The sequence below is a fragment of the Mesorhizobium sp. B2-3-6 genome (assembly GCF_006442305.1).
Taxonomy (GTDB): domain Bacteria; phylum Pseudomonadota; class Alphaproteobacteria; order Rhizobiales; family Rhizobiaceae; genus Mesorhizobium.
In genome coordinates this window covers 1-21,632 of sequence record NZ_VFVW01000003.1, presented here as the reverse complement: position 1 = coordinate 21,632, position 21,632 = coordinate 1, and the positions used below count along the sequence as shown (strand labels likewise).

At 63.5% G+C, this 21,632-nt stretch carries 24 protein-coding genes, 1 tRNA gene and 2 pseudogenes; 18 read left to right on the top strand and 9 right to left on the bottom strand.

Going from position 1 to position 21,632, the window contains the following annotated elements; genetic code table 11:
• Window positions 1-394: 394 nt before the first annotated feature.
• The 6 genes from rpoD (at window position 395) to FJ953_RS09235 (ending at window position 4,933) form a co-directional block, all read left to right on the top strand.
• The gene (rpoD, locus tag FJ953_RS09260) at window positions 395-2,419 is read left to right on the top strand and encodes an RNA polymerase sigma factor RpoD (RefSeq protein ID WP_140495911.1); all 2,025 of its coding nucleotides are present in this window, start codon (window positions 395-397) and stop codon (window positions 2,417-2,419) included.
• 208 nt (window positions 2,420-2,627) lie between these two features.
• On the top strand, window positions 2,628-2,921 hold the full coding sequence (locus tag FJ953_RS09255) for a GYD domain-containing protein (protein ID WP_140495910.1): 294 nt from the start codon (window positions 2,628-2,630) through the stop codon (window positions 2,919-2,921).
• A gap of 105 nt (window positions 2,922-3,026) precedes the next feature.
• A complete protein-coding gene (locus tag FJ953_RS09250; RefSeq protein ID WP_140495909.1) occupies window positions 3,027-3,296 on the top strand; it encodes a DUF333 domain-containing protein in 270 nt (89 codons plus the stop codon).
• 20 nt (window positions 3,297-3,316) lie between these two features.
• The gene (locus FJ953_RS09245) at window positions 3,317-3,685 is read left to right on the top strand and encodes a DCC1-like thiol-disulfide oxidoreductase family protein (RefSeq protein ID WP_140496404.1); all 369 of its coding nucleotides are present in this window, start codon (window positions 3,317-3,319) and stop codon (window positions 3,683-3,685) included.
• A gap of 166 nt (window positions 3,686-3,851) precedes the next feature.
• Window positions 3,852-4,526, top strand: a complete 675-nt coding sequence (locus FJ953_RS09240; RefSeq protein ID WP_140555979.1) for a PadR family transcriptional regulator — start codon at window positions 3,852-3,854, stop codon at window positions 4,524-4,526.
• A 113-nt stretch (window positions 4,527-4,639) separates the two neighbouring features.
• Window positions 4,640-4,933, top strand: a complete 294-nt coding sequence (locus FJ953_RS09235; protein ID WP_140495907.1) for an HlyU family transcriptional regulator — start codon at window positions 4,640-4,642, stop codon at window positions 4,931-4,933.
• Window positions 4,934-5,010: 77 nt separating this feature from the next.
• Here the strand turns inward: FJ953_RS09235 and FJ953_RS09230 are convergent, their stop codons facing one another.
• Window positions 5,011-6,213 (bottom strand): MFS transporter, encoded by a 1,203-nt coding sequence (locus FJ953_RS09230; protein WP_140560661.1) that lies wholly within the window; start codon window positions 6,211-6,213, stop codon window positions 5,011-5,013.
• Between the two features lie 146 nt (window positions 6,214-6,359).
• Entirely contained in the window at window positions 6,360-6,818 is a 459-nt protein-coding gene (locus FJ953_RS09225; RefSeq protein ID WP_140524836.1) for an Lrp/AsnC family transcriptional regulator, read from the bottom strand.
• Window positions 6,819-6,989: 171 nt separating this feature from the next.
• Here FJ953_RS09225 and FJ953_RS09220 point away from each other — a divergent pair, with 171 nt between their 5' ends.
• Window positions 6,990-7,727 carry an AzlC family ABC transporter permease gene (locus tag FJ953_RS09220; protein WP_140555975.1) on the top strand — a complete coding sequence of 246 codons (738 nt, stop codon included), beginning with the start codon at window positions 6,990-6,992 and terminating at the stop codon, window positions 7,725-7,727.
• The gene (locus FJ953_RS09215; protein WP_140495903.1) at window positions 7,724-8,023 is read left to right on the top strand and encodes an AzlD family protein; all 300 of its coding nucleotides are present in this window, start codon (window positions 7,724-7,726) and stop codon (window positions 8,021-8,023) included. Before FJ953_RS09220 ends, FJ953_RS09215 begins: the two co-directional genes overlap by 4 nt.
• A 55-nt stretch (window positions 8,024-8,078) precedes the next feature.
• Here the strand turns inward: FJ953_RS09215 and FJ953_RS09210 are convergent, their stop codons facing one another.
• Entirely contained in the window at window positions 8,079-8,714 is a 636-nt protein-coding gene (locus FJ953_RS09210; RefSeq protein ID WP_140495902.1) for an FMN-dependent NADH-azoreductase, read from the bottom strand.
• Between the two features lie 108 nt (window positions 8,715-8,822).
• Between FJ953_RS09210 and FJ953_RS09205 the strand changes: the two genes are divergently transcribed.
• A complete protein-coding gene (locus FJ953_RS09205) occupies window positions 8,823-9,776 on the top strand; it encodes a LysR family transcriptional regulator (protein ID WP_140560664.1) in 954 nt (317 codons plus the stop codon).
• A gap of 42 nt (window positions 9,777-9,818) precedes the next feature.
• Here FJ953_RS09205 and FJ953_RS09200 read toward each other — a convergent pair whose 3' ends face one another.
• The gene (locus FJ953_RS09200) at window positions 9,819-10,412 is read right to left on the bottom strand and encodes a TetR/AcrR family transcriptional regulator (RefSeq protein WP_140555972.1); all 594 of its coding nucleotides are present in this window, start codon (window positions 10,410-10,412) and stop codon (window positions 9,819-9,821) included.
• A 66-nt stretch (window positions 10,413-10,478) separates the two neighbouring features.
• Here FJ953_RS09200 and FJ953_RS09195 point away from each other — a divergent pair, with 66 nt between their 5' ends.
• The gene (locus tag FJ953_RS09195; RefSeq protein ID WP_140624058.1) at window positions 10,479-10,904 is read left to right on the top strand and encodes a VOC family protein; all 426 of its coding nucleotides are present in this window, start codon (window positions 10,479-10,481) and stop codon (window positions 10,902-10,904) included.
• A gap of 10 nt (window positions 10,905-10,914) precedes the next feature.
• Here the strand turns inward: FJ953_RS09195 and FJ953_RS09190 are convergent, their stop codons facing one another.
• Entirely contained in the window at window positions 10,915-11,865 is a 951-nt protein-coding gene (locus tag FJ953_RS09190; protein ID WP_140581996.1) for a trypsin-like peptidase domain-containing protein, read from the bottom strand.
• 168 nt (window positions 11,866-12,033) lie between these two features.
• On the opposite strand from FJ953_RS09190, the gene FJ953_RS09185 reads away from it, so the two are divergent.
• The 3 genes from FJ953_RS09185 to FJ953_RS09175 all read left to right on the top strand — a co-directional run bounded on the left by FJ953_RS09185 (window position 12,034) and on the right by FJ953_RS09175 (window position 14,604).
• On the top strand, window positions 12,034-12,906 hold the full coding sequence (locus FJ953_RS09185; RefSeq protein ID WP_140495897.1) for a S1C family serine protease: 873 nt from the start codon (window positions 12,034-12,036) through the stop codon (window positions 12,904-12,906).
• A gap of 8 nt (window positions 12,907-12,914) precedes the next feature.
• Complete coding sequence (locus tag FJ953_RS09180) at window positions 12,915-13,595, top strand: helix-turn-helix transcriptional regulator (protein WP_140624056.1); 681 nt, start codon at window positions 12,915-12,917, stop codon at window positions 13,593-13,595.
• A gap of 142 nt (window positions 13,596-13,737) precedes the next feature.
• Window positions 13,738-14,604 carry an NAD(P)-dependent oxidoreductase gene (locus FJ953_RS09175; protein WP_140495895.1) on the top strand — a complete coding sequence of 289 codons (867 nt, stop codon included), beginning with the start codon at window positions 13,738-13,740 and terminating at the stop codon, window positions 14,602-14,604.
• A 364-nt stretch (window positions 14,605-14,968) separates the two neighbouring features.
• Here FJ953_RS09175 and FJ953_RS09170 read toward each other — a convergent pair whose 3' ends face one another.
• Window positions 14,969-17,113 (bottom strand): OmpA family protein, encoded by a 2,145-nt coding sequence (locus FJ953_RS09170; protein WP_140624054.1) that lies wholly within the window; start codon window positions 17,111-17,113, stop codon window positions 14,969-14,971.
• 197 nt (window positions 17,114-17,310) lie between these two features.
• Here FJ953_RS09170 and FJ953_RS09165 point away from each other — a divergent pair, with 197 nt between their 5' ends.
• Window positions 17,311-17,757 (top strand): YcgN family cysteine cluster protein, encoded by a 447-nt coding sequence (locus FJ953_RS09165; protein WP_140524949.1) that lies wholly within the window; start codon window positions 17,311-17,313, stop codon window positions 17,755-17,757.
• A 257-nt stretch (window positions 17,758-18,014) separates the two neighbouring features.
• On the top strand, window positions 18,015-18,371 hold the full coding sequence (locus FJ953_RS09160; protein WP_140516721.1) for a hypothetical protein: 357 nt from the start codon (window positions 18,015-18,017) through the stop codon (window positions 18,369-18,371).
• A gap of 268 nt (window positions 18,372-18,639) precedes the next feature.
• Here FJ953_RS09160 and FJ953_RS09155 read toward each other — a convergent pair whose 3' ends face one another.
• Window positions 18,640-19,350: an SIMPL domain-containing protein gene (locus tag FJ953_RS09155; RefSeq protein ID WP_140524832.1), complete on the bottom strand. Its 711-nt coding sequence runs from the start codon at window positions 19,348-19,350 to the stop codon at window positions 18,640-18,642.
• 145 nt (window positions 19,351-19,495) lie between these two features.
• Here FJ953_RS09155 and FJ953_RS09150 point away from each other — a divergent pair.
• Window positions 19,496-19,571 (top strand) — tRNA-Ile (locus tag FJ953_RS09150).
• Between the two features lie 177 nt (window positions 19,572-19,748).
• Here FJ953_RS09150 and FJ953_RS09145 read toward each other — a convergent pair.
• Window positions 19,749-19,970 carry a DUF2188 domain-containing protein gene (locus tag FJ953_RS09145; RefSeq protein WP_140495891.1) on the bottom strand — a complete coding sequence of 74 codons (222 nt, stop codon included), beginning with the start codon at window positions 19,968-19,970 and terminating at the stop codon, window positions 19,749-19,751.
• 25 nt (window positions 19,971-19,995) lie between these two features.
• Between FJ953_RS09145 and FJ953_RS30825 the strand changes: the two are divergent.
• Window positions 19,996-20,100 (top strand): annotated as a pseudogene (locus FJ953_RS30825) (DUF488 family protein); the annotation flags it as partial.
• A 332-nt stretch (window positions 20,101-20,432) separates the two neighbouring features.
• On the opposite strand, the gene FJ953_RS09135 reads toward FJ953_RS30825, so the two are convergent.
• Complete coding sequence (locus FJ953_RS09135; RefSeq protein ID WP_140495889.1) at window positions 20,433-20,957, bottom strand: EF-hand domain-containing protein; 525 nt, start codon at window positions 20,955-20,957, stop codon at window positions 20,433-20,435.
• A 221-nt stretch (window positions 20,958-21,178) separates the two neighbouring features.
• Between FJ953_RS09135 and FJ953_RS30820 the strand changes: the two are divergent.
• Window positions 21,179-21,365, top strand: a pseudogene (locus tag FJ953_RS30820) (serine/threonine protein kinase); the annotation flags it as partial.
• Between the last annotated feature and the right edge of the window lie 267 nt (window positions 21,366-21,632).

The following is a 21,632-nucleotide window of genomic DNA, read 5'->3' as shown; positions in this document are numbered from 1 at the left end:
GTCATGGATCTTCTAGAGCCGGACCGCGCTAAGTCGGGTAATTGATTCGCTTTTTTCATGCGAATCATGCGAGAGGCGCTTGACCTTCCGGCAGAATGGCGGAATCAGGACGATTCGAAACGTTAACCCGCACCCGCGTCGACGGGAAAAGCAGCGATGTGAGGTCTTGGTCACTGGACAGGCAGCCAGCCTGCCACAGATATCAGGGTTAATCTGGACTTAATGCATGTCGCCCAAAAATGGAAACCGGTTTTGGGCGACGACAGGGCACCAACAAAGAGATGATGCAGTTATTGGCCCGGTGAAGCGCGTTGCAAAAGCGAGCCCAGCCGATTTGACCGGTCCGACAGCTTGCGCGGCCTCGATGTCGGGCCGCTAGGAGAAGATAAAGACTATGGCGACAAAGGAAAAGGAAGAGGTCGAGACCGAACGCGAAGGCGCCACCGATGGCCCTCTGCTCGACCTTTCCGATGATGCTGTCAAGAAGATGATCAAGGCCGCCAAGAAGCGCGGCTATGTCACCATGGACGAGCTGAATTCGGTGCTGCCCTCCGAGGAAGTGACCTCCGAGCAGATCGAGGACACGATGGCGATGCTGTCCGACATGGGCATCAACGTCGTCGAGGACGACGAGCAGGGCGAAGAGGCCGAGGCCGGCGACACCGCGGCGGATGCCGAGGAAGACGCCAACGAGCTGGCCGAGCAGACCGGCACCGCCGTCGCCGCCACAACCACGAAGAAAGAGCCGACCGACCGCACCGACGATCCGGTGCGCATGTACCTGCGCGAAATGGGTTCGGTCGAGTTGTTGTCGCGCGAGGGCGAAATCGCCATCGCCAAGCGCATCGAGGCCGGCCGCGAGACGATGATCGCGGGCCTGTGCGAAAGCCCGCTGACCTTCCAGGCCATCATCATCTGGCGCGACGAGCTCAACGAATCCAAGATCCTGCTGCGCGAGATCATCGACCTCGAAGCCACCTATGCCGGCCCCGAGGCCAAGCAGGCGCCAGTGGTGGAGCGCGTCGAGGAAGCGCCTAAGGTCGAGGAAAAGCCGCGCCGCGGACGCGACGATGAAGACGACATCACCAATGTCGGCGCTGACACGCGCGGCATCGGGGATGACGACGAGGAGGACGAGGACGAGGCCAGCCTGTCGCTGGCGGCAATGGAAGCCGAGCTGCGCCCGCAGGTCATGGAAACGCTCGACGTCATCGCCGACACCTACAAGAAGCTGCGCAAGCTGCAGGATCAGCAGGTCGAGAACCGGCTGGCCGCGGCCGGCACGCTGTCGCCCAGTCAGGACCGCCGCTTGAAGGAGCTGAAGGATCAGCTCATCAAGGCGGTGAAGTCGCTGTCGCTCAACACGGCGCGCATCGAGGCGCTCGTCGAGCAGCTCTACGACATCAACAAGCGCCTGGTGCAGAACGAGGGCAAGCTTCTGCGTCTCGCCGAAAGCTATGGCGTGCGCCGCGAGGAGTTCCTGAAGGAATATCAGGGCTCCGAGCTCGACCCGAACTGGACGCGCTCGATCGCCAATCTGACCTCGCGCGGCTGGAAGGAGTTCACCAAGAACGAGAAGGACGCGATCAGGGATCTGCGCGCCGAGATCCAGAATCTGGCCACGGAAACGGCCATCTCGATCCTGGAATTCCGCAAGATCGTCAACCAGGTGCAGAAGGGCGAGCGCGAAGCGGCGATCGCCAAGAAGGAAATGGTCGAGGCCAATCTGCGCCTCGTCATCTCCATCGCCAAGAAATACACCAATCGCGGCCTGCAGTTCCTCGACCTGATCCAGGAAGGCAATATCGGCCTGATGAAGGCCGTCGACAAATTCGAGTATCGCCGCGGCTACAAGTTCTCGACCTACGCGACATGGTGGATCAGGCAGGCGATCACGCGTTCGATCGCCGACCAGGCGCGCACCATTCGCATTCCGGTGCACATGATCGAGACGATCAACAAGATCGTGCGCACCTCGCGCCAGATGCTGCACGAGATCGGCCGCGAGCCGACGCCGGAGGAACTGGCCGAGAAGCTCGCAATGCCGCTCGAAAAAGTGCGCAAGGTGCTGAAGATCGCCAAGGAGCCGATCTCGCTCGAAACGCCGGTCGGCGACGAGGAGGATTCGCATCTGGGCGACTTCATCGAGGACAAGATGGCGATCCTGCCGATCGACGCGGCGATCCAGGCCAATCTGCGCGAGACCACCACGCGCGTGCTCGCCTCGCTGACGCCGCGCGAGGAGCGTGTGCTGCGCATGCGCTTCGGCATCGGCATGAACACCGACCATACGCTTGAGGAAGTCGGCCAGCAGTTCTCGGTCACCCGCGAGCGTATCCGCCAGATCGAAGCCAAGGCGTTGCGCAAGCTCAAGCACCCGAGCCGCTCGCGCAAGCTCAGAAGCTTCCTGGATAGCTGAGGCCTACCGATTGCGAAGAGATCAAGGGCGCCCATCGTGGCGCCCTTTTTCTTTGGCGCTCGCCATTGCGGCACGCGCCGTTAGGGAGGATAATTTCGTGTCGGATGCATTTTTCTGGGCGACAGCCCGGGAAGCCCGCCCCGGTCGAGGCCGTGTCGACATCGCATGGCCTGAGCACCGTGCTCCGTGGCCCCGGAGGAGGCGTGCCATGACGACTTACATCATGCTGATGAACTGGACCGAGCAGGGCGCGAAGAACGTGCGCGAATCCCCCAAGCGCCTCGATGCCGCCAAGACGCAACTGGGCGAGATGGGGGGATCGTTCAAGTCGTTCTACCTGACCATGGGGGAATTCGACATGGTGGCGGTGGTCGAAGCGCCCGACGATGCGGTGCTGGCGCGTTTCGCGCTGATGCTGGCCGCGGGCGGCAACGTCAAGTCACGGACCCTGAAGGCTTTCCCGGAGCTTGCTTACCGCGAGATCATCTCGTCGCTTGGATGATGCAAATCGGACGTTCCGGAGCCGATGAGCAGGTGCCGGCTCGACGGCGCCTTGCGGCAAGACGGTGCGCTCCATCGTGATAGAGTGCAGCGAGCGGAGATCGCGATGAAGAAAGTTTCGATATTGGCTATCAGCCTTGCCGCGTGGTCGTCGATGCCGATCGATGCCCACACTGCCCCGCAAAAACCGGTCGGCATGTCCAATCCCGCATCGGTCCATTGCGGAGAGATCGGCGGGCGCCTGGTGATCAAGAAGGACAAGGCTGGCAATGAATATGGATTTTGCCGCTTGCCCAATCGGCGGCTGTGCGAAGAGTGGGAGCTGTTTCGCGACAACAAATGCGTCGGGCCGAAGACGGTGATGGGCCTGAAGTGATCGACAGCAGAACCAGGCCCTTGCTGACCGTCTGGTACAACACGCGCTGCCCGGTCTGTGATGCCGGAATTGCCAGGCAGAAGCGGCGGCTGATCGAGGCGATCAAGGCCGGGCGGATCGAATTTCGCGACATCAATCATGAACCGGAAGCACTGGCCGGATTTGGCGCTTCGCTGGAAGACATCCGCCGCCGGCTGCACGCGACCGATGCTCAGGGCAGGCTACTGGTCGGCGCCGATGTCGCCATCGCCGTGTGGGCGCTGACGCCGGGCGAGGGCTGGCTGGCAAAGTTGCTCGGCAACGCCCTTACCCTGCCGCTCGCTCGCTTCGGCTACGACCGCTTTGCCGACCTGCTCTATGCCTGGAACCGACGCAATGGCCGCTGGTAACGCCGGCTACTCCAACCATGGTGAAGATGTTCGCGCGCGACCGGCGGGTCGGCGTCCGACAGATGCTGTTCGCTTCCGGCCCGATACATCGTAAGATATATCTTGACTCCATGCTGGCGTGCGCCTAGCTAAGATATATCGTAAGATAGAACTCAAGGAGCAATCAATGCACAGACACAATCATTTTGGCGATCGCGCCGAGCGCGTCTTCATGCACATGGCCGGCAAATTTGGCGGCAGAGGCGGGGGCGGCGGCTTTGGCCCGTTCGGCCATGGCAGGGGCGGCGGACGCGGCGGCCCGGGCGACATGTTCCGCGCCGGGCGCATGCTGGCCGACGGCGACCTCAAGCTGATCACGCTGTCGCTGCTGGCCGAGGCGCCACGCCATGGCTATGACATCATCAAGGCCTTGGAGGAGCGCACCAGCGGCATCTACAGCCCGAGCCCGGGCGTGGTCTACCCGACGCTGACCTTCCTGGAAGAGGCAGGCTATGCCGTGTCCTCGAGCGAAGGCAACAAGAAGGTGTTTTCGATCACCGAGGCCGGGCAGGCGCATCTTGCCGACAACCGTGAGATGATCGACGGCGTGCTAGACCATCTCGAGCGCTTCGGCCGCAAGATGGCCAAGGCGCGCGACTGGTTCGGCTGGAACGACGATAGCGAGGATCGGCGCGACGGCCGAGGCGGCCGTTCGGAAAAGCGCGACGAATTCCGTGCGCTGCGCCACCGGCTGCGCGCCGCGCTGAGCGACATCGTCGATGCGCCGGCGGACAAGCAGGCCGAGGCGATGAGCATCCTCGAAGACGCCGCCGCGGCGCTCGAAGCGCTGTCGCGCAAATAACCCGGCTTCGGTCCAACCGGCACGGCCCTTGCCCGTTCAGGCAAGGAGCGATAGTGAAATTCATCCCGCGCCACATTATGTGGTGCGGGATGAATGCTGTTGGAGGAAGTCCGATGTCTTTTCTGAAGCGTCTTTTCGGCGGTGGCGGTGATGAAGCGGCCGAGCCAAAGAGCGCCGCACCGGCCAAGCAGGTCGAGCACAAGGGTTTCACGATCAGCGCCACGCCCTACAAGGCCGATGGCCAGTACCAGACCTGCGGCGTCGTCTCCAAGGATGTCGACGGCGTCCTGAAGGAACACAGATTCATCCGCGCCGACCGCTTCGCCGGGTTGGACGATGCCGTCGACATCTCGATCAAGAAGGGCATCCAGCTCGTCGACGAGCAGGGCGAGCGGATGTTCGGGTAGGCGCCGACGAACAGCTCAAGAATTCGACAGACCCGAGGGCCGGCCCAGATCCTGGGCCGGCCCTTTCGTTTGCTCCGCTATGCCGGCTGCAACGCTCTGCGCGGCAGTGGCGGGAAGGCGATGGCGATGCCTGCCGCACCCAGCCCGATGAGGGCCGAACCGATGAACAGCCAATGGTAGTTGGCGTAGGCGTCGAACACCATGCCGCCGGCCAGCGGGCCGAGCGCCATGCCGAGGCTGGACAGCATGGTCGCGGCGCCGAACACGGTGCCCAGGATGCGCTGGCCGAAATATTCGCGCGCCAGCACCGCGTAGAGGGGCATGACGCCGCCATAGGTGGCGCCGAAGATGACGGCCAGCATGTAGAACTGGTCGAGCTGGCTGACCGAGAGATAGGCGGCGATCACCACGGCCTGGATCAACAAGCCGGCGATCAGCACCGGCTTGACGCCAAGCCTGTCGGCGAGCACGCCATAGAGCAGACGCCCGCCAAGCCCGGCAAGGCCCTCGACGCTGTAGATCGAGACGGCGGCCATGGGCGCCACGCCGCACAGCATGGCATAGCTGACCATGTGGAAAATCGGCCCCGAATGCGCCGCGCAGCAGGCGAAGAAGGTCAGCCCCAGCACGATGAATTGCGGCGAGCGCAGCGCTTGGCCGACGCTCAGGCCGGCGCCCTCGGCAACCGGCGAGGAGCCGGTGTCGGTCACGACAGGCTTCGGTGGCTGGCGCACCAGAAGCACCGCCGGCAGGAGCAGCACCCAAGCCATGATGCCGATGTCGAACATGGCGGTGCGCCATTCATAGGCCGAGATCAGCCAGCGGGCGAAGGGCGAGATCGTCATCGGCGCGACGCCCATGCCGGCCGAGACCAGCGACACGGCAAGGCCGCGATTGGTGTCGAACCAGCCTGTTGTAAGCGCGATCATCGGTGCGAAGAAGGCGCTGGCCGCGAGCCCGACGAGCACGCCAAAGGTGATCTGGAAGGTGATAAGCGAGCCCGCGCGGCTGGCCAGCACCAAGGCCAGGCCGAGAAGCAACGCGCCGATCGTGACGACGATGCGGGCGCCGAAGCGGTCCGACAGCGCGCCCCAGGCGAAGCCGCCAAGGCCCATGACCAGGAAATTGAGCGTCATCGCGCTCGATATGCCGGCGCGTGACCAACCGGTATCGAGCGCCATCGGCTCGAGGAAGATCGCCAGCGAAAACATGGTGCCGATGGCGACACAGGACATCAGCGCGCCGGCCGCGACAATGACCCAACGATAGGAAAGGTTCATGGTTTTCTCCCATGCCGTAAGGCATTTGTTGTGCGGCACGGCCTGACTTGGCCTGCCGCTTGCGTCCGAAGGACGCCGGCGCCGGCACCAATCCTACAATCCGGTTGCATTTTTTATCCAGTCCGGGATGGGCCATTCCCCGGCGCCTAGATCGGCAGTTCCGATGTGTATTTGATGGTCTGGCTGGGAACGTCGGTCTTGACGTTCTGCACGCCCCTGATGCGGCTGAGATGTTCCGACTGGAAGCGGCGGTAGTCGTCGATGCCGGCCGCCACCACGCGCACCATGGCGTCGCAGTCGCCGAGCATCAGATAACATTCCATCACCTGCGGCAGCTTGGCCACTTCGGTGGCGAAATGCTCGATCGTGTCTTCGTCCTGCGCTTTCAGCCAGATGCGGGTGAAGAAGGTCAGGCCCTTGCCGATGCGGGCCGGATTGAGCACTGCGACGTAGCGGTCGATGACGCCGGCCTCCTCCAGGAGCTTGACGCGACGCAGGCACGGCGACGGCGACAGGCCGACTTCAGCGGCCAGTTCATTGTTGGCCATGCGCCCGTCGCGCTGCAGTGCCCGCAGGATGCGCCTGTCGATCTCGTCAAGTTTCATGGCTCTAAATTCCGTTTATCTGTTGATTCATGGCATAAGATGCCAAAATCTGGTAAAAGACAACAATCTTCGCAACCAAATTGCGAGGCCTGGCGGCTATGGTTGCCCTGACATCAGCGGCATCCAACGGAACCGGCAGAGGCGGCCGCGCGGCGCGGCCGGAGGAAGATCATGAGCATTGCAGAGACCAGATCGGCGGCGGGCGGCGGACTGAACTCCGAGTTCCGGCGCGGCGTGGCCTCCTGCGCGCCCGTGCTGTTCGGCACCATCCCTTATGCGCTGGTGCTTGGTGCACAGGCCACACAAAGGGGGCTCAGCACCGCAGAACTGTCGCTGCTGACGGGACTGAACTTCGCCGGCGGCTCGGAATTCGCGGCGATCCAGCTGTGGACGTCGCCGCCGCATGTCCTGCTCATCGTCGCCATTACCTTCCTGGTCAACAGCCGCCATCTCCTGATGGGGGCGGCACTGGCGCCGTTCCTGCGCGACCTGCCGCGGCGCAAGGCGTTTTCCGCGCTGTTCTTCATGTGCGACGAAAGCTGGGCGCTCGGCCTGGCCGACGCCAAACGGCGCGCCGCCGACGGCGTCGCGCCAGCCTTCAGCCCGCGCTACTATATGGGCGCGGCAGTGGCGATGTACCTGACCTGGGTGGCCTTCACCACAATTGGCGCCTTGCTCGGGCCGGTGCTGGGCGAAGCCGAGACCTACGGCTTCGACATGGCGTTCGCGGCCGTCTTCCTGGTACTGCTGCGCGGCATGTGGAAGGATGTTGCCGCTGCGCGGCCGTGGCTGGTCAGTCTGATCATCGCGGCGCTGACCTACCTTTTCGTTCCCGGCGCCTGGTATGTAGCGGCGGGCGCGCTGGCGGGGCTGGTCTCGGCCTGGCTGTTGTGGAGGGATGAGGCATGATCGACGCGCAGACGCTTCTCACCATCGTGCTGATGGCCGGTGTCACGTACCTCAGCCGCGTCGGCGGCTATGTCGTGCTGCGCAATCGGGTGCTCAGCGCGCGGGCAACGGCCGTGATGGAGGCGGCGCCCGGCTGCGTGCTGATCTCGGTGATCGCGCCTGCCTTCGTCTCGAAAAACCCGGCCGATCTTCTGGCTCTGGCCGTCACGCTGATTGCCGCCACGCGATTTTCGATGCTGCCGACCGTGCTGATCGGGGTCGCTTCGGCGGGACTGCTGCGGCACATCATTGGATAGGCCAAAAAAGGCAGGCGCGGGCGCCTGCCTTCGATCTGGTTGGCAATCAGAGCTTTTACGCGGCTGCCGCGACATCCCGGCTGGCAGCCACCACGGCGTCGACCTTGGCGGTTGCCTTGGCGAGCGCTTCGCTGACTGCGTCAGGACCCTTGGCGACGCCTTCGATGCGGATGACGTCGACGTCGGTCATGCCGATGAAGCCGAGCACCGAGCGCAAATAAGGAACGGCGTGATCGAACTGCACAGCCGCGCCTTCCGAGTAGATGCCGCCGGATGCCAGCACGATATAGACCTTCTTGCCGGTGACGAGGCCTTTGGGGCCGTTTTCGCCGTAAGCAAAGGTTTTTCCGGAACGGGCGACATGGTCGACCCAGGACTTCAGCGTCGAGGAGATGTTGAAGTTGATGAAGCCTGTCGCCAGGATCACCGTGTCGGCGGCAAACAGTTCGTCGAGCACGGCATCCGAGACTCCGACCACTTCGGCCTGACGCGGCGTGCGGGCTTCGGCAGGCGTATATATGCCGGTCGCATAGTCGGTATCGATATGCGGCAGCGGATTGGCGACAAGGTCGCGCACGACAAGCGTGTTCGACGGGTCGGCTGCGAGCAGCTTCTGAGCGAATTCGGTGGCGATACGGGTCGAGTGCGAGGCAGCGCCGCGCGGGCTCGACGTGACGAGAAGAATGGACATGTTGGGTCTCTCCAGTGGAATTGGACTGTCCCGCTACATATGGGCTATTAACCCATCAGATAAACCGGTATATTTTATATATGATCCATCCATTAATTAGATACGATGATGCAGCCTAATCCGACACTCGACCAGCTTCAGATCCTCGTGGCCGTTGCCGACACCGGCAGTTTTTCCGCCGCCGGCCGCAAGCTCAACCGGGCGCAATCCGTCATCAGCTACGGCATCGCCAATCTCGAGGCGCAACTCGGGCTGAAGCTGTTCGAGCGCGAGGGCACGCGAGAGCCGCAGCTGACCGAGATCGGTCGGGCGATGCTGGAAGACGCGCGGCGGATGATCAGCGTGCTGCACCGCATACGCTCGCGCGTCGATGGTCACCATCGGGGGCTGGAGGCGGAAGTCGCGCTGTCGGTGGATGCGGCGCTGCCTTCGCCAGTGCTGGTGCGGGTGCTCAAGGCGTTCGAGGCGCAATTTCCGACCGTGATGCTGCGCCTGCACATCGGCACACTCGGCGTAATCCCCGACCATGTTGTCGGTGGCCAGGCCGATCTCGGCATTGGCGGCCTGCTGGGCGATGTCGACGTCCACCTGGTGGGCATAGGCTTCATGTCGATAGTGCTGGCGGCCGCGCCCACCCACCCGCTGGCGCTGCTGCCCAAACCGGTCGCGATCGAGGACGCGCGCGAACACACACAACTCGTCGTCACCGACCAGTCCGAGCGTACCAAGGGGCGCGATTTTGGCGTCTTCGCCTACCGAACCTGGCGACTGACGGACCTGCGCACCAAACATATGTTGATGCGTGAGGGGCTGGGCTGGGGCGGGCTGCCGCGTTGGCTGATCGCTGACGATCTGGCTACCGGCCGTCTCGTGGAACTCGACCTCGAGCCTTTCAGGGAGGTGCGTTCGCCGCTCTATGCCATGCACCGCGCCGACCGCAGCCCGAAGCCGGCGGCGGCCTGGCTGATCGACCAGTTCAAGCGCCAACTTGGCTGCTTCAACGAGTTCGAGCCGGGCGAGGTGCCCGACGAAGAGCCGGAAATTTCCAGCGCACAGATTTGATTCCAACCTTTGCCCTGGATCTCATCGGCGGGAAGCCTCGGATCACGCGCGGGACAACCCATCGATCAGTGCCGTGAGAACGGTGCGGTAGTCTTCGGCCGAACCGCCCGCCTCAATGGCAAGTGCCGCGCGGTCGAAGGCGGCGGCGAGCAGGGCGGTCGTCGCTTCGGCCGGAAGCTTCTTTATGGTCCGCGCCCGCATCGCCGCGACCAGCCCTTCGCGCAGCGAGCGATTGCCATGGCGGTTGTCGATGGCGTCCATTTCGGCGCGGCCGAGCACGGCCGGGCCGTCGAGCAGCAGGAGCCGCGTGCGGCCGGGCGCGCGCATGGCGGCAAGATAGGCGTCGGAGCCGGCAATGAGCGCGTCGCGGGCATTGAGCGAAGGCGGCGCTGCGCCCTCGATCTCCCGCGCCACGGCCTCTGCCTCCTGCTCGACGACGGCGCCGAACAGCGCCTGCTTGTCGGAGAAGTGGTGGTAGAGCGCGCCGCGCGTCACGCCGGCCGCGGCGACGATCTCTGGTGTGCCGGTCTCGGCGTAGGATTTTTCGATGAACAGTTTTCGCGCCGCGGCGATCAGATCGGCGCGTGTCGCCTCGGTGCGGTCACGGTTGGAACGGCGCGCTGATCTCTGTTGCATACATGCAGCCTGTATGTTAATTCAATTTACATGCAGACTGTATGTTGCTTGACGGGAGAAGGAAAGATGAAGACGACCAGCTATTATCCGGTGCTGATGACCGGGGACGTTGCCGGCACAGCGGCGTTCTATGTCGAACATTTCGCCTTCGGGCCGCTGTTTACGAGCGACTGGTACGTGCATCTGCAATCGGTGGAGAGCAAGCGCGTCAATCTCGGTATCGTGCAAGGCGACCATGAGACGATCCCGGAAGAGGGACGGGGTCGGAGCTCGGGCCTGCTGATCAACTTCGAAGTCCGTGATCCCGATGCGGTCTATGAGCGGATCACAGCCGCCGGCCTGCCCATCCTTCGGTCCCTGCGCGACGAGCCTTTTGGCCAGCGCCATTTCATCACCAGGGATCCCAACGGCGTCCTGATCGATGTCATCAAGCCGATCCCGCCAAGCGAGGAATTCCTGGCACAGTATGCGCAGGGTGCAGTGAGCGCCTGAGTGGAAACCCTCAACCAGCCCTTGCCACTGGCGTCACTGTCACCTGGCTGACACCGGTGCGGCGCACCACCGTGCACCGCGTCTCGCGGCCGATCCGCTCGGCGTCGAGCAAACGCACCAGGTCGTCGACGCCGGTGACCGGTCGGCCGTCTATCGCGGCGACGATATCGCCTTCCCTGAGGCCGGCCTTGGCCGCAGGGCCCTCCTTCTCGACGCCGCGCAGCCGAACCGCGGTCTTGCTCGATACTTGTGACAGAAGGGCTGCGCGACGGGGCAGGTTGACGGTGTCGGCCGACACCCCGATGAAGGCGCGACGGACGCGGCCGAAACGGATGATCTCCGAAATGACGAAATTGGCGGTGTTGGAGGCGACGGCAAAGGCAATGCCTTGCGCACCATGGATCATGGCGGTGTTGACGCCGATCACCTCGCCCGCCGAGGATACCAAGGGTCCGCCGGAATTGCCGGGGTTGAGCGCGGCGTCGGTCTGGATGACGTCGTCGATCAGCCGCCCGGTGGAAGCGCGCATCGAGCGGCCGAGCGCCGAGACGACGCCCGAGGTGACGGTCCATTCGAAGCCGAGCGGGTTGCCGATGGCTATGGCGATCTGGCCGCGCCGCAGGCGCTTGGAATCGCCCAGCGGCGCGACATCGGCAAAGCTGCCGTCGGCGCGCACCAGCGCGATGTCGGTGTCGGCGTCGCGGCCGAGCACGCGGCCTTCGCTGGAGGCGCCGTCGGGCATCGATACGCGCACCGTTCTGGCATCGCCGACGACGTGGAAGTTGGTGACGACGAGCCCATCATGCGCAATGACGAAGCCCGACCCATGCCCGCCCTGGCCACCGATGCGCTCGATGCGGCAGACAGCCGGGCCGATGCGGTCGACAGCATCGGCCACCGTCGTCGAGTAGGCGTCGAGCAGCGCGTCGTCGGATTGGAATTTGGCGGCAGCAACGGCCATTGGCAGGCTCCATGTTTTCAGGCGCAACGATGACTATATGTGCGGAGCGGCTTCATCCGCCGCGACCTGACCAGATGGCCAGTCGCCCGGCCGACTAGCCGTCAGGCGAGTATCTCCAAGCGCGCTGCCGCGCGATATCTGGGGCATGGATGAACCCAGGAGACTGTTATGAGCGAATTCAATCTAAGTGCCTTTTCGGAAGCCATTGCCGATCTGGCAGCCAAGGCGGCACCGGCGACCGCGAGCTTCACCACCCACAATCATCGCACAGCGAGCGCTTTCCATTGGCGCGACGGCTACTTCGTTGCCGCCGAGGAAGCCGTCGAGGCCGGCGAGGAGATCGAGCTGACGCTGGCTTCGGGCGAGACGGTGAAGGCCGATCTTGTCGGCCGCGATCCCTCGACCGGCGTCGCCCTGCTCAAGCCGGCCGGTGCTACCAATGCCGAGCCGTTGGCCAGGGCGGATGCGGTGCGGCCCGGCAACATTGCCGTCGCCATCGGCAACAGCCGGGGTTCGGCGTTGGCAGTTTCGGGCTCGGTCGGCGAAGTCGGCCCGGCCTGGCGCTCAATGCGCGGCGGCACCATCGACCGGCGCATCAACCTGGCGGTGGGCGCCGGCGGCCGTTTCGAGGGCGGCCCGGTGCTCGATGCCAAGGGCGCGCTGATCGGCATGCTGTTGTTCGGGCCGCGCGGCCGCGCGCTGGTCATGCCTTACGAGACGATCGAGCGAGCGGTCGCAACGCTGCGCGAAAAAGGCCATGTCGCCCGCGGCTATCTCGGCGCCGGTCTGCATCCGATCCGTGACGGCGAGGCCCGCGGCGCCATCGTCATGAGCCTTGATGACAACGGTCCGGCCAAGGCCGCCGGCCTTTCCCTCGGCGACATCATCGTCGCCTGGAACGGCGAGGCGGTGAGCGGCCCGCGCGAGCTGATCCGCAGGCTCGGCCCCGACAGTGCCGGAGCTTCGGTTACGCTCGGTGTCGTGCGCGGCGGAGAACAGCGCGACGTGGCGCTGACGGTCGGCGAAAAGCCGCTCAGCTGAGAGGATTAATGGACGCGATCGCGACAGGCAAGATGACGCAAAGCAGCACCGGCGAGCGGCAGCTGGTCGTGCTGGTCGCGCTCGGTGATGCCGCGCGCGCCGAGCGGCTGTCCGCGTCGCTTGCCGCGACCGACGATCTGCTGCCGGTGACGCCGGGCAGCAGCGAAGCGGTCGATGTCGCCATCGTCGACGAGACCGCCGGCCCCACGGGTGCGGGAACAGGGGAGGGCGACGCCGTTCCCGCCGCGACCGCGCGGGTGCTGTTGTCTTCGCAGGCCGGTCTGGCACGGCCGCAGGGGCAGGTGTTCGCCGTGCTGCCGACGGCGGCGGATGCAATGCTGATTGCGGCCGCCGCCAGGCTGGCGGCGGCCGGCTACCGCGTCTTTGGCGACAGCGGATCCGTTCCTGGCCGCCGCGATGATTTCCACGGCGGCGATATTGGCGGCGACGGCCTTTTCGACGAGGAGCATCCCGACGAGCATGCCGCCCGCCCGGCGCTGTCGCCGCGAGAAGCGGAAGTGCTGGCGCTGCTGGCCGAAGGCGCGCCCAACAAGGTGATCGCGCGGCGGCTCGACATTTCCGTGCATACGGCGAAGTTCCACGTCGCAGCGATCCTGATCAAGCTCGGCGCCGCCAACCGAACGGATGCCATCGCCATTGCCATGCGGCAGGGGCTGGTGTTGGTCTGAGGTGACGTCTCAGCCGGAATTGACGATCATCGCCAACGAATGGACCCTCCGCAGCGTCAGCATGGCCTGCCGCCGCAAGCTCTTGTATCCGGGACCGCCACAGGCAAGGATCGCGCCACCGGACAATGCAAGCGGAGGAAAAATGTCGCTCAAGGGAAAGACGCTGTTCATCTCCGGCGGGTCGCGCGGCATCGGGCTCGCGATCGCTTTGCGCGCCGCGCGCGACGGCGCCAATGTGACGATCGCGGCCAAGACCGCTGAGCCACATCCGAAGCTGCCGGGCACGATCTACACCGCCGCTGAAGAGATCGAGCAAGCCGGCGGCAAGGCGTTGCCGGTCCTGTGCGACATTCGCGAGGAGGCGCAAGTGGCCGAAGCGGTGTCCAAGACGGTCGAAAAATTCGGCGGCATCGATATCTGTGTCAACAATGCCAGCGCCATCCAGCTCACCGGCACGCTGGAAACCGACATGAAGCGTTACGACCTGATGCACCAGATCAACACGCGCGGCACGTTTCTCGTTTCCAAAATGTGCATTCCGCATCTGAAGTTGGCCGGGAATCCTCATATCTTGAATCTGGCGCCGCCGCTCGACATGAAGGCCAAGTGGTTCAAGAACCATGTCGCCTACACCATGGCCAAGTTCGGCATGTCCATGTGCACGCTGGGCATGAGCGCGGAGTTCGCCAAGGACGGCATCGCGGTCAATTCGCTGTGGCCGATCTCGACCATCGATACCGCGGCGGTGCGCAATCTTCTGGGCGGCGCGACGGTGGCCGCGATGAGCCGTTCGCCCGAAATCATGGCCGATGCCGCGCATGCCATCTTCATGCGGCCATCACGCGAAGCGACCGGCAATTTCTACATCGACGAGGAAGTGCTGCGCGCCGAGGGGATCAGCGATTTTTCGGTGTATGCGCCGGGTGCGGCCGGGCCGCTGGCCGGCGACTTTTTTGTCCCGGACGAGGTGTTTGCCAATTCCGACACGAAGATCAGGACGGCTTTCTAAAGATGTATCGAGGCGCAAATTCCGGATGGAACTCGGTTTCAGACATTCCTGGAGTTGCTCTAAGCAAAAAGCCCCGCCGGAGAGGGCCGGCGGGGCTCAGTGCGTCCCGCTGGAGTCGGGACGGGGCAGGGAACGCCCGATCCTGAATCTGGGGTAGGCCATCTCGCGATTCAATGAGCGGGATCTAACACCAGGACAATTCTTGTTGAACTTGGGCCGTTGCCGCGATCTCACCCATCCCGGCGAAACCGGGATGGGCCTTTTACCGATCCGATTCCAGAAGCCTGCTCAAGCGTCTGGAAATGCAGAAATTTGATCGACCATGATCTTTTCCGAAAGCCGGTTTCCGGCTCCCGGATCGTGGTCAGTTGTTGCTCGCCACCGGCGCCACCAGCGAGGTGATGCGGCGGATGGCGACACGCCGGTTCTCGCGGTTGGGGCCTGAGGTGTCGACCTTCAGATATTCCTCGCCATAGCCCTGCGTGGTCAGGTTTTCAGGCGGTATGCCGAAGGCGTTGGTCAGCGCTTCGGCCACCGCTTCGGCGCGGCGGTCCGACAGAGCGAGGTTCGCCTCCGGTGTGCCGACAGCGTCGGTGTGGCCTTCGATAAGGAAGGTCTCGGCCGGGTTCTTCTTCAACAGCTTCTCCATGGCCGTGGCGACACCCTCGAGCTTCTGCACCTCGGCATCGGAGATCGAGGAAGAGCCGAATTCGAAGTTCAGCGTGTCAAGATCGATGCGTCGGGCAATGTCGCGCACCCGTGCGGAACGCTTGACCTCGTTGATCGAATAGAGGCGCTGCACCTTCTCCACCGGCGGTTGCTCGAGGAAGGTGTAGTAGTCGTCCGGGCTTTCGACCTCTTCGGAGTCAAGGATGTAGTCCCGGCGCGGAATGGTCAGCCGCATCGGTGGTAGGTCGTCGCCCGGATCGCGCCAATCGTTATCGTCGTCGTAGCTTCGTTCGTCGACATAGCTCAACACATACTCATGACCGTCGGGCATGATGCGCGACCGCTGGATGATGTCGCCGTAGCGGTTGCGGATGGTGACGATCTGCACGCCGTTGTCGCGCTCGACTGTCTCGCGCGTGCGGCCTTGCGACAGATCCTCATAGTAGACATCCTTGGCGCCGCGGGTCAGGCGCGGCCGGTCACTGCTCTGAACGTATGTCTGATCGTTGAGCTGAATGATGACGCGATCGCCGATCTCCTTGAGCACGTCGACACCCTTGGGGCGGCGGCGGTCGCGGATGTTCTCGTCCGGTGCGCGCTCGAGGCGTTTGCCCTTCTCCTCGGTAACCGGGACGATTTTTTCCGGTTTGATCTCCTGCTGAGCAGCTCTATCGTCGGTCGGGGGCGGACCCTGGTCGACGGGAGCGACCGCGGGTTGGCGGCCCTGAGCACCGCCCTGCCGGGCGTTTTGCCCACCATTCTGCTGCTCGCCATTTTGCTGCTCGCCATTCTGGTTGGCGGGGTTCCTGCTGGCCTGGCCGTTCTCGCCGCGGCCGCGGCGTCTGGCATCCTTCTGGCTGTCGAGAATGGGGGCAGCGTTCTTGTCGGCGGGCGTCTCGGCCTGCTCGGGGTTTTGCCCCTGGACAGGCGCGGCCTTGCCGGCACTGGGCTGTTCACCCGTGGCCGGCTGTTCACCCGTGGCCGGCTGCTCGCCCGTTGCAGGCTGCCTGCCGGTTTGCTGTTGTTCGCCATTGGCCGGCTGCTGTTCGCCATTCGCCGGCTGCTCGCTAGCCGGTTGTCTGGCGTTCTTTTTCCTCTTGTCCTGGGGTTGTTCGCCCTGGGCTGCCGGCCTCTCGCCTGAGGGTGCCGGTTCTGCCTTGGGTGCTTCTGCGGCAGGTGCTTCCTTCGGTGTCGGCACGGCGCTGGGCTCGGCCTGCTGCTCCTGTTTGCGCTTCTTGCGCTGGTTGTCGTTGGCAGGTTCCGTTTGGCCCGCCGGTGCCTGTTCGGTCTGCTGTTGTTGGTCGCGCTTCTTCCTGCGCGGCTGCTGTTCCTCGGTGGCGGGTGCTGCCTCACCGGCTGGCGCCTGCTCGGTCTGCTGCTGCTGGTCGCGCTTCTTCCTGCGCGGCTGTTGTTCCTCGGCAGCTGGTGCGGCCTGCTGCGCGGGGGCCTGTTCGGTCTGCTGTTGCTGATCGCGCTTCTTCCTGCGCGGTTGTTGTTCCTCGACAGCGGGCGCGGCTTCACCAGCCGGCGCCTGCTCGACCTGCTGCTGATCGCGCTTCTTCCTGCGTGGCTGTTGTTCCTCGGCGGCTGGCGCGGACTGCTGTGCGGGTGCCTGTTCGGTCTGCTGTTGTTGCTGATCGCGCTTCTTCTTGCGTAGCAGTTCCTGGTCGCTCTGCTGTGCATCGTCAGTCTGGGTGTCCTGGGCCAGGACCAGCGGCATTGCGCTGTCTCGCATGGGGCCGAACGCGGCACTTCCCTGAAGCGGGGATGCGCCCAACGGCGCGGATGCTATCAGCAGGCCGAGTGCGGTGCCTGCCAGAATCCGTGGTTGGCGTTTCATCGAAATTCTCCTTGTGGGGTCCCATCCTTGCCGAAACCGATTTTAACGAAATTGGTTCCGGCGGCTCATGGTTAGGGACCGTACGGGGCGATTGGCCGGCCTTTTGAAGGCAACTTCATGTCTTTCGACGGGGGTGCCGCCCCATTCCAGCCTTTGCCCTGCTTGACCTTCGCGGCGGCTGGGGCCACATGCCGGAGATGGAAACGCCGTTCTGGAAAACAAAGACGCTGGAAGCAATGAGCCCGGCCGAGTGGGAATCGCTCTGCGACGGCTGCGGCAAATGCTGCCTGTCGAAGCTCGAGGACGAGGATACTGGCGACATCTACTGGACCAGCGTCGGCTGCCGCCTGTTCGACGCGCAGACATGCCGCTGTTCGGACTATCACAACCGGCTGGCGCGCGTTCCCGATTGCGTCGGGCTGACGCCGCAAAATGTACGCACCATCAGTTGGCTGCCCAGCACCTGCGCCTACCGGCTGGTCGCGGAGGGGCACGATCTCTACTGGTGGCACCGTCTGGTGTCGGGCAGTGCCGAGACGGTGCATGAGGCCGGCATGTCGATGCGCGGCCGGGTCAAGGCCAACGAGACGGATCTGGCCGAGCCGGAGGATTATTTCGACTATATGCTTGACGACGAGCCATAAGCTCGCATCGGGACGAGGAACCATAGCTCGCATCGGGATGACGAGCCCTGAGGCCGGTGTCCGCAAGGGCGCGCAGGAACCAGGAACCATGCGAGACGTTTGGGGCACATTGTTGGAAAACCCGTAGAAGCTTCCTTTTTCCGCCACATGAACCGCCGATGAACGGCAGGTTCGTAAATAGTTCAGACAGGCGGGTGCATTCTCCCATCATCGATTTCAAGAGGACGGGCGAGAGCCCGCAACAAGGAGAGAAGACCATGTTCAACTCGGTGAAAACGGCAGCCCTTTCGGCCCTCGTCGGCCTCGGCACGCTGGCGGCCGTTCCCGCCCATGCCGACAGCCTTTACCTGGGCTTCGGCAACAACAACGATCCGCGCTTCGGCGTCTATGCCGGCGATGACGGCTATCGCCACCGCCGCGATGAACGCCGCGACGACTGGCGCCGCGGCTGTTCGCCCGACTGGGCCCTGAACAAGGCCGAACGCATGGGGCTGCACCGTGCCCGCGTCGTCGACGTCAGCCGCCGCACGGTCAAGGTGATGGGCCGCCAGTATGGCGACCGCGTCGTCATCGTGTTCGCCAATGAGCGTGGTTGCCCGATCATCAACCGCTGAGCCTCTTAAGGCGCGACCTTCTGCGAGGGTTGGTAGCGGCATGATCCTCTGCGGGGTCAGTCGGCAGACACCCACCCTCTGCGAAGATCGATCCTTTCAGGATCAGTCTGGAGACACGACCTTCTGCGAAGGTCGGTCTGGAGTAGTGGAGCCGCTTTCCTTCGGGAAGAATGCGGCTCAAAAAACCCGCGGGAGCGATCCCGCGGGTTTTTCATGCACCACGGCGGACGGTTCAGGGTCGGGCTCGGCCATGGACCATCGAAGACGCTTATTTCAGTTCGAAGGTAACGGTGACCTGGACATTGTAGGCGTTCTCGCCGGCCTGCACCGGAGCAGCACCGACGGCCGCGTCGAAGGCCTTGGCGTTGATCGGCATCGGTGGCGGCGCGATGTTCTGGTCAGTGATTTCGATCACCCGGCCTATGCTGACGCCGGCGGCTTCCGCCAGCGTCTTGGCCTTGGCCATGGCATCGGCCACCGCCTTTTTGCGCGCTTCGGTGACGGTGGCAGCCGGATTGTCGTTGGTGAAGACGATGCCGCCGCCCTGGTTGACGCCCAGCGATACCGCCTTGTCGAGGATCTCGCCGGTCTTGTCGACATCGCGCACGCGCACCGACAGCGTGTTGGTTACCTGGTAGGCAATCAATTCGGCCTCCTGGCCGCCGTCGGGCTTGTTTGTGTAGTTATAGCGCGGATTGATCTGGATGCCCGCGGTCTGGAGGTCGCGGTCCTTGATGCCGGCCGACTTCATCGCGGCGATCACGGCCGCCATGGCGTCGTTGTTGGCATCCAGTGCGGCGCGCGCCGTCTTGGCTTCGCGCATGACGCTGAGCGTCAGGACCGCCAGGTCGGGCGCTACGGTCGCCGCCCCTTCGCCCGAAACCACGATACGGGGCGGTGTCGGCGACTCAGCGGCCGCGGCCAGCGCCGGAAAGGCGATGGCGGCGGCGAGTGCGAGGGGCAAAAGAGGTCTGGTCATGAAATCTCCTCGGGTAAGCATATCCGCGCCCAGCGGGCGCACGCGGCTCCTTATGGCGCGATTATGGGCTGATTTGGACGATTGTGACCAGCGGTCCCGGAAAGCCTTGTGCCGCGATGCGAAAAACATTAATCCAGCCCGCGTGGGGCCTGTAGCTCAATGGTTAGAGCCGGCGGCTCATAACCGCTTGGTTGGGGGTTCGAGTCCCTCCGGGCCCACCATCGTCCTCTAGACCCCTTGTAAATCCTACAAACTGCTGTTTCCAAGCGCTTTCCGCCCTGTATGGTTCCAACATTGGCTCCAACATTTGGGTGGTTTTGGGTGGCAAAAGTCGCTGGTCTGATAAGAAAGAAGAGCGCCTATTTTTACGTGCGCAGGATATCCTTGTGTTGAAGCCGCTAACCGCGCGGCGGGAAGGGATCGTTGCCGTAAGAGTTCGAGTCGCGGATCTGCCCGTTGGGGCGATGGATCACCACCTCGCTGTGCTGGTTGATGGCGATGTCTCTTGCCGAGGCGACCGCACCGGCTTGGGTCGGATGAAGCGAAGTGGCGCGGTTATTGCCGGCGCCGAGCACCGCCCACTGACCGTCGCGAGGTACGACATGCTGATTTTTGCCCATGAAAGTCTCCGTTAAGGTTCGTTTGTCCGTCGGCAGGCAGCAGCGGTGCGCCATCATGTGCTCGGAAACGCTTTGGTGGCGCTGCCACAGGAGAATCGTCGCGAATTATCTGATCAGTCGTGGCGAGTCCGCGCCGCCGCGGCATCGGAGACGCGCAAGGTCGGGTGTGTGAGGCGGATGTTCGGCTTGCGCCGGGTTTTGTGCAGTCCTGCATTTGAATAGACGTGCTTTGCCTGCACCAGCCGCCCATCAGGGTGCGGAACTGAGCCAATTCATGAAACCTTGCTGGAAGCGCCGAGGCACTTCGGCATCTGGCACGTTCCACGAATTGAAGAGACGCTTGCCTGCTTCGGGTCACTGCACGAGCATGCTCGCATCGGTGTGGAGGTCCGATCGACCAGCCGGGCATACTACCAACCGATGCTAGGGATAGCGTCCAAAAAAGCGCCTAAGTTCGAAGTGCTACTGCATCTCTCCACTTCCGCGACTATGTGAGAAGGATTCAATCTCCTCCAAATCAATCCTGCCATCGCCGTTCTCGTCGACGACGTCAAATATCCTCCCGATCACATCCTGGATCTCGCTCTGCGAAAGTGCTCCATCGCCGTCGGCGTCCATTATCGCAAACATTATTTTCATCCTGGCCGCGTGCATCATGCGAGGCCCCATGCGATCAGGCTTTCGAGCTATCCTGTCCCCATCGTGCGGCCCTTGCCCTATGTCCCGGTGCCAATCTTGCCGATGCGGAAGCCTTTCTTCGGGGCCGCGATCTCCCTGCAGCTTGTCCTGTAACATCTCGTCCATCATCTGCCGCATCATCTCACGCGTCTGGTCTTCTGTCTGTTTGTTAGGGCCTGGCAGTGGTGTGGATCCAGACTGCTGCGGCGGCGGCTTAAGCTCCGGTGTCCCACTCGTCTGGGCCAGCGCCGGCAAGCTTAACATGACCAAAGCAGCGGCAGCTGCCGTCGTCCCACATTGTACTTTCATCGGATTTTCCTTCCTTGAATGGCCATGCCAAACTTCGGCATCACGGCCAAACTTGCTCCTCAGACTTTGGTTCCGGATGCAAGCTGCACAATAGAAGCTCAAATCGTGAGGTTCGGCAGCTGAAGTACGATGCAGCGATGTCGAGCGACAACATCTTCGGTCATTTGATGGGCCGCCTCGCTCACGGCTGCGGGGTACTCACCGTTTGGCGGGCGCCGACGACGCAAACCGCCGCCGAACTGGAAGCGATTGCATCTTCACACGGCTGGACGCCCGAACCCGTGTTGAGGAACTGTCGGCTTCGGAGACTGTCAGTGGCGCGGCCATCAGACGATTTCCAGACTGCCGACCTTCGCTTGGGTGAGACGCGTAAAGGCTATCGAACGCGCAATCGAGGAACACAAACCACGGTGATCGTTGCTGCCGAAATGGTGAGATAGAGAATGCTCGCAGGCTGCTCCTAAAAAAGATGATCGAACGCCGCTTGGAATGGAACATGCGCTCCCACCACTGCTTGGCGCTCCGCCGGCATGCATTGTAGAGCTTGGCACAACGGGAACCTGCGTTGCAGTCGAAAGTTCTTGATGATGGCAACTCGCCCGATCACGAGCGTGCTCACCTCAATTGGCACGTTGACCTCTCGGCCGGCAGCATTCCTGGTGCTGCTGGCTTACA

Bases quoted from the DNA above. Each gene is read 5' to 3' on its own strand.
- FJ953_RS09240 (WP_140555979.1), top strand. From the start codon at position 3,852: ATGCACAGACACAATCATTTTGGCGATCGCGCCGAGCGCGTCTTCATG.
- FJ953_RS09175 (WP_140495895.1), top strand. From the start codon at position 13,738: ATGTCGCTCAAGGGAAAGACGCTGTTCATCTCCGGCGGGTCGCGCGGC.
- FJ953_RS09250 (WP_140495909.1), top strand. From the start codon at position 3,027: ATGAAGAAAGTTTCGATATTGGCTATCAGCCTTGCCGCGTGGTCGTCG.
- FJ953_RS09145 (WP_140495891.1), bottom strand. From the start codon at position 19,970: ATGGGCAAAAATCAGCATGTCGTACCTCGCGACGGTCAGTGGGCGGTG.
- rpoD (WP_140495911.1), top strand. From the start codon at position 395: ATGGCGACAAAGGAAAAGGAAGAGGTCGAGACCGAACGCGAAGGCGCC.
- FJ953_RS09215 (WP_140495903.1), top strand. From the start codon at position 7,724: ATGATCGACGCGCAGACGCTTCTCACCATCGTGCTGATGGCCGGTGTC.
- FJ953_RS09165 (WP_140524949.1), top strand. From the start codon at position 17,311: ATGGAAACGCCGTTCTGGAAAACAAAGACGCTGGAAGCAATGAGCCCG.
- FJ953_RS09190 (WP_140581996.1), bottom strand. From the start codon at position 11,865: ATGGCCGTTGCTGCCGCCAAATTCCAATCCGACGACGCGCTGCTCGAC.
- FJ953_RS09170 (WP_140624054.1), bottom strand. From the start codon at position 17,113: ATGAAACGCCAACCACGGATTCTGGCAGGCACCGCACTCGGCCTGCTG.
- FJ953_RS09230 (WP_140560661.1), bottom strand. From the start codon at position 6,213: ATGAACCTTTCCTATCGTTGGGTCATTGTCGCGGCCGGCGCGCTGATG.
- FJ953_RS09160 (WP_140516721.1), top strand. From the start codon at position 18,015: ATGTTCAACTCGGTGAAAACGGCAGCCCTTTCGGCCCTCGTCGGCCTC.
- FJ953_RS09235 (WP_140495907.1), top strand. From the start codon at position 4,640: ATGTCTTTTCTGAAGCGTCTTTTCGGCGGTGGCGGTGATGAAGCGGCC.
- FJ953_RS09220 (WP_140555975.1), top strand. From the start codon at position 6,990: ATGAGCATTGCAGAGACCAGATCGGCGGCGGGCGGCGGACTGAACTCC.
- FJ953_RS09200 (WP_140555972.1), bottom strand. From the start codon at position 10,412: ATGCAACAGAGATCAGCGCGCCGTTCCAACCGTGACCGCACCGAGGCG.
- FJ953_RS09135 (WP_140495889.1), bottom strand. From the start codon at position 20,957: ATGAAAGTACAATGTGGGACGACGGCAGCTGCCGCTGCTTTGGTCATG.
- FJ953_RS09225 (WP_140524836.1), bottom strand. From the start codon at position 6,818: ATGAAACTTGACGAGATCGACAGGCGCATCCTGCGGGCACTGCAGCGC.
- FJ953_RS09180 (WP_140624056.1), top strand. From the start codon at position 12,915: ATGGACGCGATCGCGACAGGCAAGATGACGCAAAGCAGCACCGGCGAG.
- FJ953_RS09195 (WP_140624058.1), top strand. From the start codon at position 10,479: ATGAAGACGACCAGCTATTATCCGGTGCTGATGACCGGGGACGTTGCC.
- FJ953_RS09210 (WP_140495902.1), bottom strand. From the start codon at position 8,714: ATGTCCATTCTTCTCGTCACGTCGAGCCCGCGCGGCGCTGCCTCGCAC.
- FJ953_RS09155 (WP_140524832.1), bottom strand. From the start codon at position 19,350: ATGACCAGACCTCTTTTGCCCCTCGCACTCGCCGCCGCCATCGCCTTT.
- FJ953_RS09185 (WP_140495897.1), top strand. From the start codon at position 12,034: ATGAGCGAATTCAATCTAAGTGCCTTTTCGGAAGCCATTGCCGATCTG.
- FJ953_RS09255 (WP_140495910.1), top strand. From the start codon at position 2,628: ATGACGACTTACATCATGCTGATGAACTGGACCGAGCAGGGCGCGAAG.
- FJ953_RS09205 (WP_140560664.1), top strand. From the start codon at position 8,823: ATGCAGCCTAATCCGACACTCGACCAGCTTCAGATCCTCGTGGCCGTT.